The sequence below is a fragment of the Kitasatospora sp. NPDC059088 genome (assembly GCF_042738155.1).
Classification (GTDB): domain Bacteria; phylum Actinomycetota; class Actinomycetes; order Streptomycetales; family Streptomycetaceae; genus Kitasatospora.
This window is the reverse complement of record NZ_JBHYGR010000019.1, coordinates 59,007-61,682: the sequence shown is the minus strand read 5'-3', so window position 1 is coordinate 61,682 and position 2,676 is coordinate 59,007. Positions and strand designations below refer to the sequence as shown.

The window sequence follows — 2,676 nt, the reverse complement described above, 5'->3', positions numbered from 1 at the left end:
TGCACCCGCCCCCCCCCGATATATACAGTGGTTTGGTGGGGGGCCGCTTCAGTTGTTTACACCCCCCGGGGGGGGGGCGGGGGGGGGGGGGGGGCGCCCCCCCGGGGAGGGGTCGGGGATCAGCCGGCCATGGTGGTCTGGACGAAGTCCTTGAACGCCGTCACGTTGGTGTAGATCGAGGGGTCGACCGCGCAGGTGGAGGAGGAGCCGCCGGCCCGGCTGGTGGCGCCGAGCAGCCGCCACTCGCCGTTGACCTGGGCGATCGCCGGGCCGCCGGAGTCGCCGTAGCAGGCGCCCTGGTTGCTGCCGTCCGGGCCCTGGGGGTTGTTGACGCAGAGCTCGGAGGAGGGGTCGAAGCCCTCGGCGCAGCCGCTCGGGAGCAGGCTGGTGTCGAGCTCCTTGAGCTGGTCCGGGCCGCCGTCGGCGCCGGGCTGCGGGTTCTCCTGGCCCCAGCCGAGCAGCTTGATCGCGGTGCCGGCCGGTGCGCCGTCGGCGATGGCGATCGGGGTGGCCTGGACGGGGGCGCTGAGCTGGAGCAGGGCGATGTCGTTGTTGGTGCTGTAGTTCGGGTGGGGGACGACCTTGGCGAGCGAGGCCACCTCGCCGCCCGAGGTCCGGTCGTTGGAGCCGACCCGGACGGTGAACTGGTCGGCGGTGCCGCCGGCCACGCAGTGGGCCGCGGTGACCGCCCAGGTGGGCGAGATCAGCGAGGCGCCGCAGATGTGCTGGCCGTTCTGCTGGAGCGAGACGATGAAGGTGTAGCCCTGGGAGGCGGCGCCGCCGCCGATGATGGGCCGGCTGGGCAGGGGGGTGGCGGAGGCGCCGGCCGCCGGTGCGGCGAGTACGAGGGCGGCGGCCGCGGCGGCGGTGGCGAGGATTCCGGGCAGGGGGAAGTGCCTCATGACGTGTCCTTGTCCGGCGGCGTGGGGGCCGCCTGTGGGGGATGACGTGAACCTGTCGAACTGCCCGCAAGGCTGGCCCCTGACGGCCCGTCGGGAACATCCGCCACTCGGCGGGGAGAGGGACGACGATCGGAGGCTTGCGTAAACACGCAAATATGCGCGAGGATCGCGCACCCGAGACCGCTCCGAACCGGGCGGCCCCGGGACCGTTCCGAACCGGGCGGCCCGACGGCCGCGCCGTGCGACCGGCCGCGCGCCGTGCCAGGCTGGTGGGGACGGCCGGACTGCACAGGACAGGCGGAGGCCATGGCCGAACCGCAACTCCCGGGCCGCGGCGGAGGCCCGTACGGCCGTGGGGGCGCCCCGCACGGCGGGGCCGGAACCGAGCGCCTGCCCGCCGACCTCTCCTGGCTGAACGAGGCGGGGCGGCGGATCGGCACCACGCTCGACCTGCGGCGCACCGCGCAGGAGCTGGCCGACTCCACCGTGCCGAGGTTCGCCGACGGTGCGGCGGTCGACCTCCTCGAAACGGTGCTGCGGGGCGAGGAGACCGAGCGCTGGCAGGGCCCGGAGCCGCCCGCGCTGCGCGCGATGGCGATCGCCTGGATGCCGAGCGTGCGGGTGATCGAGGCCGACCCGGTCGGCAGCCCCAGCGTGGTCGGGCCCAGCTACTCCAGGGACGCCCTGGTCACCGGCGAACCGGTCCTGGTCACCAGGACCACCCCGGACGACTACCTGCGGATCGCCTCCACCCCGAGCGGCGCCGCCCAGCTGGCCGCCGCCGGTGTGCACAGCTACCTGGTCGTCCCCATGGTCGCCCGCGGCGTGCTGCTGGGGATCGCCGACTTCGTCCGGTCCGGCGACCGGCCCGGCTTCGACCGGGCGGACCTCGCGCTCGCGACCGAACTGCTCGGCCGGGCGGCCCTGTCCATCGACAACGCCCGCCTCTACCAACGGGAACGGGACACCGTCGTCACCCTGCAGCGGAGCCTGCTGCCGCGCGAGTCCCCGCCGACCCCGGGGCTGGACGTGCACTGCGACTACCTGCCGGCGCTGGACAGCCGGGTGGCGGGCGGCGACTGGTTCGACGTCGTGGCGCTCCCGGGCGGCCGCACCGCCCTGGTGGTCGGCGACGTCCTCGGCGGCGGCCTGCCCGCGGCCGCCACGATGGGCCGCCTGCGCGGCGCCGCCCGCATCCTGCTGGCCCTGGACACCGTCCCCGAGCGGGTGCTCGCCCGGCTCGACCTGGCGGCCCGCGACCTGGACGAGGAACAGGTCGCCAGCTGCCTGTGCGCCGTCTACGACCCGGCCGACGGCAGCTGCGCGCTCGCCTCGGCCGGGCACGTGCCACCGGTCCTGGTCGGCCCGGACGGCCCCGCGCACTTCGTCGACCTGCCGGTCGGCGGCCCGATCGGCGCCGGGGTGATCCCCTACGACGGGACCAGGATCGTCCTGCCCGGCGGGGCCCGGCTGCTGCTGTACACCGACGGGCTGGCCAAGACGCGCCGCGGGGGACCTCGCGGCCGACCTGGAGCGGCTGCGCCGGGAGGCCGGCCCGGTGCTCCGGAGCCGCCCCGGGCCCGAGGCGGCGCACCTGGCGCCGGCTGGCCGGTACGACGACGCGGTCCTGGTCGCCGCCGACGCGCTCGACGGCGCGGCGGCCGCCCCGGTGGGGGGGTGGGGCCAACCCGCCGGCCCCACCGGGGGCGGCGCCCCCCCCCCCCCGGGGCGCGCCCCCCCCCGCCCGGGGGGGCGGGCCCGCCCCGGGGGGGCG

At 76.8% G+C, this 2,676-nt stretch carries 2 protein-coding genes; one reads left to right on the top strand and one right to left on the bottom strand.

Annotated elements, in window-relative coordinates:
• Positions 1–119: 119 nt before the first annotated feature.
• Entirely contained in the window at positions 120–902 is a 783-nt protein-coding gene (locus tag ACFWXO_RS11490; protein ID WP_380523341.1) for a S1 family peptidase, read from the bottom strand.
• Between the two features lie 306 nt (positions 903–1,208).
• On the opposite strand from ACFWXO_RS11490, the gene ACFWXO_RS11485 reads away from it, so the two are divergent.
• A partial coding sequence (locus ACFWXO_RS11485) for a PP2C family protein-serine/threonine phosphatase (RefSeq protein WP_380523340.1) occupies positions 1,209–2,676 on the top strand: 1,468 nt, incomplete at its 3' end.

Bases quoted from the DNA above. Each gene is read 5' to 3' on its own strand.
- ACFWXO_RS11490 (WP_380523341.1), bottom strand. From the start codon at position 902: ATGAGGCACTTCCCCCTGCCCGGAATCCTCGCCACCGCCGCCGCGGCC.